General features: G+C 57.3%; 6 protein-coding genes. 4 read left to right on the top strand and 2 right to left on the bottom strand.

Features of this window, described 5'->3' with window-relative positions:
• Together EN949_RS31470 and EN949_RS31465 are read right to left on the bottom strand one after the other, a co-directional pair.
• A partial coding sequence (locus EN949_RS31470) for an FAD-dependent oxidoreductase (protein WP_127274279.1) occupies nucleotides 1-123 on the bottom strand: 123 nt, incomplete at its 3' end.
• Between the two features lie 475 nt (nucleotides 124-598).
• Nucleotides 599-1063, bottom strand: coding sequence for an Lrp/AsnC family transcriptional regulator (locus EN949_RS31465; RefSeq protein WP_063169349.1), 465 nt, complete (start codon nucleotides 1061-1063; stop codon nucleotides 599-601).
• 621 nt (nucleotides 1064-1684) lie between these two features.
• On the opposite strand from EN949_RS31465, the gene ectB reads away from it, so the two are divergent.
• From ectB to EN949_RS36825, 4 genes are all read left to right on the top strand, one after another.
• Nucleotides 1685-3001, top strand: a complete 1317-nt coding sequence (ectB, locus tag EN949_RS31460; protein ID WP_063169350.1) for a diaminobutyrate--2-oxoglutarate transaminase — start codon at nucleotides 1685-1687, stop codon at nucleotides 2999-3001.
• Between the two features lie 225 nt (nucleotides 3002-3226).
• Nucleotides 3227-4687 carry an aldehyde dehydrogenase family protein gene (locus EN949_RS31455; protein WP_063169351.1) on the top strand — a complete coding sequence of 487 codons (1461 nt, stop codon included), beginning with the start codon at nucleotides 3227-3229 and terminating at the stop codon, nucleotides 4685-4687.
• A 328-nt stretch (nucleotides 4688-5015) separates the two neighbouring features.
• Entirely contained in the window at nucleotides 5016-5384 is a 369-nt protein-coding gene (locus EN949_RS31450; protein WP_063169352.1) for a GNAT family N-acetyltransferase, read from the top strand.
• Nucleotides 5362-5829, top strand: coding sequence for a transporter substrate-binding domain-containing protein (locus EN949_RS36825; protein ID WP_224571101.1), 468 nt, complete (start codon nucleotides 5362-5364; stop codon nucleotides 5827-5829). The genes EN949_RS31450 and EN949_RS36825 overlap by 23 nt, the downstream gene beginning before the upstream one ends.
• The last annotated feature ends 752 nt before the right edge of the window (nucleotides 5830-6581 follow it).

Here is a 6581-nt window from a genome sequence, read left to right as displayed (position 1 = left end):
GGCATTCGGCGGCGTATCAGGGCCAGCTTCAATGAGCAGCACGCGAGCGCCATAGGCGGAGAGCCTGCTCGCCATCACGCATCCAGAGGAGCCACCACCCACGACGATATAATCGAAAACCACGCAAACTCGCAAATGTCTGAGTCGGGCAAAAATCTAGCAGACGGCGAGCAAGCAAAAACGCGCAATTATCTTGCAGGACGCAGGAAATCAGCGCATTCTTAAGAGATTCGCATTATGGCGGCCTCCCAACGGGGCGGAACGTTTAAACATGACCTTGCCAGCAGTCCATCAGGGCTGAAGGCGATGCCGGAGCGTCGTGACTTAAGTGGACAAAGCGCATCGCGACTGAAGGGGACAAACCTATCGCGAGATACATCAGAATGCAGCCCGGTAGGTCCAGAAGTGCTTTTGCAGCATCGCGCTGACGAGGCCGTTGTAAGGAGCAGAATGATGCTTCGCCTTGCGCTCCATCGCCGCTTTAGCGGTACGAAAACTCCCGTCCCAATCATGGCCGGCGGGCAAGGCGGCTGACCCTTGCGCCAGTCATCGGTGAATCGGATCAACCAGTTGTTGAATGCGCGTAAGATTGCGCGTTCTATACATCGATTGGCACCGCCAAGGTTACCTTCGTGCGATCCATCACAATCATCGTGCTGTAATTTCTAACAGCCGGGCTATCAAAGAAGAAACGCCTCGAGAATGCGTCGTACTCTGCCAAGTCACGCACGGAGAGAAGGAGAACGAAATCGGCGTTACCGGTGACCGCATACGCGCTCATTACTTCAGGCGCCTTCTGTAGAGACTGCTTGAAGCGATCGATGACGTCGGAACGATAGCGCTCAATGTCGACCAAGACCAGCATCATCAGGGACCTGCCCACCGCCTCAGGCGACACGATTGCAACATCAGCCTCAATTACGCCAATTTGTCGCAACTGCTTCAATCGCCGCTGACAGGCCGTGGGCGATATACCGGCCAGTTGGCCCAATTCTTCCGTTGTTTGGCGATTGTTGCGCTGAACAGCGCTTAAGATTTTCAGATCTATCCGATCCAATTCCATGGTCATTCTCCGGAATAGCTGCAATTTGCGCAGAAAAACTGCGATATGCACTCGACTGTAGCCTCAACCCCGCGCAGACGGAAGCCCAAACGATCAGGCCAGGCATGGGACCAAAGTCGGCTATCGTCCTCGACGTCAGTTATAGCCATTGGCCGAAGAGTGCTGTCCACCATCGCCCAACTGACAATGGCAGCCGACGGTCAAAAGCCGAGGCCTTGCGCCCAGTTCGGCCGAGGAAACGTCTCGGAACTTAAACGCTAAGCCGACTGGACGATGATGATAGGGGGGACCTCTATTTCCGCGCTTCGGCTTCCATTCGTTGGCTCACGCTGCCAAGAGTCTCATCTGTGTATAGGGAATCGAGCGCTAGGTTCGCCTGCCCCGGTTGCTGCATCAAATGCAGCCGTCTTGAGGTGGTTGGGAAAAATCGTCACCGCAGCCACACAAACCGCCGGCCTTATGCAACCTGCCGGCAATTTCGCATAATTACTGCATCCCGCCGCTCAGAATTTGCGCAAGGCGCCCAATGTAGCGCGCTATTGTCTCACAACGGCACCTACACGCCACTTCATAAAGCAGAAGAGGCCTGGCTTTGCAGGCTTCAGATTGAGGAGTTCGCCTATGAGCAAGCAATTCGCACCTGAAATGGATGCAGGTCTCGCGGTTTTCAATCGCCTGGAGTCTGAGGTGCGCAGCTACGTCCGCGCCTTCCCCGCCCTATTCGATCGCGGAGTCGGGACCACTCTCATCGCTGCAGACGGTCGGGAATATCTCGACTTTTTCGCCGGTGCAGGCGTTTTGAATTATGGGCACAACAACCCCGTCATCAAGAAGGCGCTGCTGGATTATATCGAGCGCGACGGAATTGTGCATGGGCTGGACCTTGCCACGACGGCCAAGAAAGCCTTCATCGAAGCTTTCGAGCGATACATTCTCAAGCCTCGTGGTCTGACATACAAATTACAGTTTCCCGGCCCCACAGGTACGAACGCGGTCGAAGCGAGTCTAAAACTGGCTCGCCAGGTGACCGGGAGATCGAACATCGTCTCGTTTACCAACTCGTTCCATGGGGAAAGCGCTGGAGCATTGGCAGCGATGGGAAACAAGGAGCACCGGGCCGCTGCCGGGTTTCCCCTCGCCCATGTGACATCGTTGCCATACGAAGGCTACCTGGGGGCGTCAGTTGACACAATCGATTACTTCGAAAAGCTTCTCAATGACCCCAACAGTGGCCTCGACAAACCTGCCGCGGTGATCCTGGAAGGGATCCAAGGTGAAGGCGGCATCAATGCTGCGAGCGTTACTTGGCTGCAACGGCTGCGCGAGCTAACGTCGCGGCACGGAATCTTGATGATCCTCGATGACATCCAGGCCGGGGTCGGTCGCGCGGGCAGTTTCTTCAGTTTCGAAGCGGCTGCAATTGTGCCGGACATCGTTACCCTGTCCAAATCTTTGTCGGCGATCGGAACCCCAATGGCCCTTATTCTCATCAAGCCTGAACTTGATGTCTGGGCCCCGGGCGCACACACCGGGACCTTCAGAGGCAACAACTATGCTTTCGTCACTGCTCGTGCGGCCCTCGAAGCTTACTGGTCCGACTCCAAGTTCGAGGATGAGATCGCTCGCAAGTCTGCGATCTTGGTCCAAGAACTCAACGCGATTACCGAGGAATTCCCCACCCTCGGCCTGAGCGTGCGAGGCCGCGGTCTGATGTACGGACTCGTTTCACCGAAGCACCACTCCTTGCCAGGTCTGGTCTCCCAGGAGGCTTTTCGTCGGGGCTTGGTGATCGAGATCGCCGGCTCATACGGTGAGGTGCTTAAGTTCATGACTGCCCTCACCATCGCCGAGGCTGACCTTCGGCGTGGTCTGTCCATCATTCGCGACAGCATTGGCGCAGTAGCGACTACCCTCGACGGTGGAGGCGCGGCTCGCTAGCCGACAAAGCACCGGGCCACTAGCAGGTCCAAAATCGGGCCGCTCGCAGTCACGGAACGGGAAGGCCGTTCCGTGGCATGTGGCAGTGGGCGAACTCGGAGCGGCTGAACGGCAGACTAGGGCTTTCACTGCCGGACCGATACCACGGTTGCCGTTCTTCCTGCGGCGCCGACCACTGTCGCTGCGCCAATTCGAAGAAAATCGAGCGATAAGAAAGAGGACTGGATGGCCAGCAACGACGTAGTCAAAAATTATATCGATGGCGAGTGGCGGGATTCTGTGTCCGGCACACGCATCGAGGTCGATGACCCGGCGAGCGCCGAAACGATTGCTGTCGTAGCTGAAGCAGGACCCCAAGACATCGAGCTTGCCGTTACTGCTGCTCACCGCGTTTTTCGCGACCGCGTGCTGATAGACATGCATCCGTATGATCGCGGTCGCATGTTGTTTCGCGTTGCCGACGCCCTTGAAGCGCGTTTCGACGAGATCGCAGCCATTAACTGCGCGGAGACGGGGAAGGCATTGGAACTTGCCGATGGCGAGGTTCAGACCGCCATCAGATACCTGCGATACTATGGTGGCTTGGCCGACAAACTTGAAGGGCGCTCGATCCCGCGCGGGGCCAACCTGGTCAACTACACAGTCAGAAGTCCCTTCGGCGTGTCCGCCCAGATCGTTCCGTGGAATGGTCCACTTGAACTGACGGCCCGCTCGCTGGCCTGCGCCATCGCAACCGGCAACTCAGTCGTGGTGAAGTCGCCGGAACTAGCTCCCCTTTCCGGAGTTGAACTTGCGCGTGCCTGTGAGACAGCGGGGCTGCCTGCCGGAGCGGTCAACGTGCTCACTGGATACGGCCAAACGGCAGGCCAGGCGCTGATCGAACATCCCGACGTTCGCCACATCGTCTTCACGGGCTCGATTACTACTGGGCGGACGGTGCTCAAGACGGCAGCGGATCGGATCGTGCCCTGCATAATGGAACTGGGCGGAAAGTCGGCTGCAGTTGTGTATTCCGATGCCGACCTCGACTGCGTTGTGGAAGCGGTACGCGTCGGGACCTTTCTGAATGCAGGCCAGAATTGCAACAACCTTACACGTCTTATTGTGGAACGTTCTATTGCAGACAAACTGGTGGAAAGAGTGAGGGTCTGCGTCGAAGGACTGTCGGTCGGTCCAGGACGCGAAAACTGCGACATCACCCCGTTGATCTCCCGAAACCAACGACAAGGAGTTGAGCGGGCCTGCCAGACGGCCCTCTCGCAGGGCGCGCGACTCGTAACCGGCGGGACTGCGCTTTCGGAGCGGAGCGGTTACTTTATGGCGGCCACGGTGTTTGCCGATGTCGCGCGAGACAGCAATCTCTTCCAGCAAGAAGTATTCGGTCCTGTTCTTGCCGTTACCACGTTCGATAATCCGGGAATGGCCGTCAATCTCGCGAACGACACCGTTCACGGTCTGGCAGCGGGCGTGTTCACGCGGGATATTGACCGGGCCCTCTGGACCGCCGACCGCCTTTGGGCCGGTCAAGTGTACGTGAATGGGTGGTATGTGGGCGGGGTGGAAACACCGTTCGGTGGGATAAACCAGTCCGGCTACGGCAGGGAGAAGGGTCAGGAAGCGCTGGACGGCTACGTTCAGACGAGAAACGTTGGTATCCGCCTCTCGCAGCCACCATCTGGAAATTGAACGCTTGCTGATCCCTACCGACGGCGCGGCTGTCGGGCGATGCAGGATTCAATGACCTCGACCAAATCGAAATAAGCCCGGCGAGAGAATCCGTATCGGAGGTCATCGAGAACAACTCTAATCATAGGATTTTTGGCTGCGGACGGGCTTTACCCACCACGGACATGTAGGAGCGCATTGCCTAGCCCGCTGCGTGGGTCGCATGGGTCAGGAGAGGATCACAGTGCTTCAGAGACAATTGAGATTCGCAGAGCTGCCGCCGAAGATTTCGACAAGTTGGCAATGTTGAACCGCGAGTTGATCGAGGCCGAGAAGCATCGAAACCCCGATGACGGTTTCAGAACTCAAGGAGCGGTTTATTCAGTTGGTGAATCGCGAAATTTGGATGGTCGACCTCTTCAGCCAGAACGGCGAGATTGTGGGCCTCGCCACTCATCGTTTGGAGCCAGACAATGCGGAGCCGAGTGGGCAACGCGTCTTTTTGAGGCAATTCTACGTCAGCTGCCAACACCGACGTTCGGAGATTGGCTGCAGGACCCTTGAGCTGCTTATTCGGTCTCGTTTCCACAACAAATCAAGGATTTTCCTCGACGTGCTGGAGACCAATCCTGGCCGCAAGACCTTCTGGTCTCACACCGGTTTTGTCGCCTACAGCACGCTCATGGAGCGTCTCGTTGAAAAAGCGGACACCAAATAACCTGCGGTGCTGGGAATTAATTTGGGGATCGGATTGTCTGGCATTTGCGTGCGTCGCGCAAAAACACGAGAATAGAATCGAGCCGGTCGTAACCGAATGGGGCTCACTTGTCCCCGGCCTGCAGGCTAGCCGCTTCGACTTCATCACGGCCGGCATGTGGATCAAGCCGGAGCGCTGCCGCAACGTGCTGTTCAGCGAACCGATCGCTACGGAGAGAGGCGCACTGCTGGTGCCTAAGGGCAACCCGGAAGGGCTGCATTCTTATGAGGATGTGCGTGACAAGGGACTCACCTTCGTCAGTGATACAGGCTACACCGCGGTCCAGGACGCGAAAAAGTCAGGCATCGCCGACGACAAAATCATGCAGGTCGCCGGACCGCCGGCGGACAGGCTGTCGCGCCGCCGCCGGTGCCCTCGACTACTTTACAGCGACTGGACTTGTTAAGAAGGACCACAGCCTTGAGCTGGCCGATTCGTTCATCGCGCCAGCCAACTATCCTGCTATCGCCTTCGAGCTCAACGAGCAGGCTGCGGTCGACGCGTTCAATGCCGTATGCAGGACTATGTTGGCTCTGGCGAAATGATGGCAGTATTCGGCAAATACGGCTACGGCAAAGACAACCTGCGGACGGCAGCAAGACCGCTGACCTCTGCAGAGGCTGAAGGCAATGTGCCTTAACACGTCCCCGGTCATGGCGGGGACGTGTTCAGTGGGCAAGCGTCTGTGAGGCGATTTCAGGTCCACCGTGGCGGTGCTCACAAGACGCGCCTCATTGCCTGAAACAAACACATCTACACTTCATCGGGTGCGCACATGTGAGCGTCGCGGCCCACAATACGACGGCCAATATGCGGGCTGGCTCACCTGCCACATCAGGCAACTGCGCAAGCAAATCCCCTGACGTGTGCCGGAACGAGAAGCAGGAGAATACTGTGGAAATCAGAGTTGTACGCCCGGGCGACCTTTCTCAATTGCGCAAGATTTGTGACGAACACATCGACTTGGAAGGGGTGACAATAGCGGACCAGGACCTGAGTCCTTATTGGAACTCGGCGTTTTTTGGAACACCTGCCCAGTTGTTCGGTTGGGTTTGTGATGAAGGAGGGTGTGTGCTGACAGTTCTGCAAATTCGCTGAGAGAGGGCGGTCATGGCAGGCTGGTGATTGTTCACGTCACCGATTCCCGCGAAGGAACGC

The organism is Mesorhizobium sp. M7A.F.Ca.US.007.01.2.1 (assembly GCF_003998165.1).
GTDB lineage: Bacteria > Pseudomonadota > Alphaproteobacteria > Rhizobiales > Rhizobiaceae > Mesorhizobium > Mesorhizobium ciceri.
The sequence above is the reverse complement of the archived record's forward strand: the minus strand, read 5'-3'. Positions and strand labels throughout refer to the sequence as shown.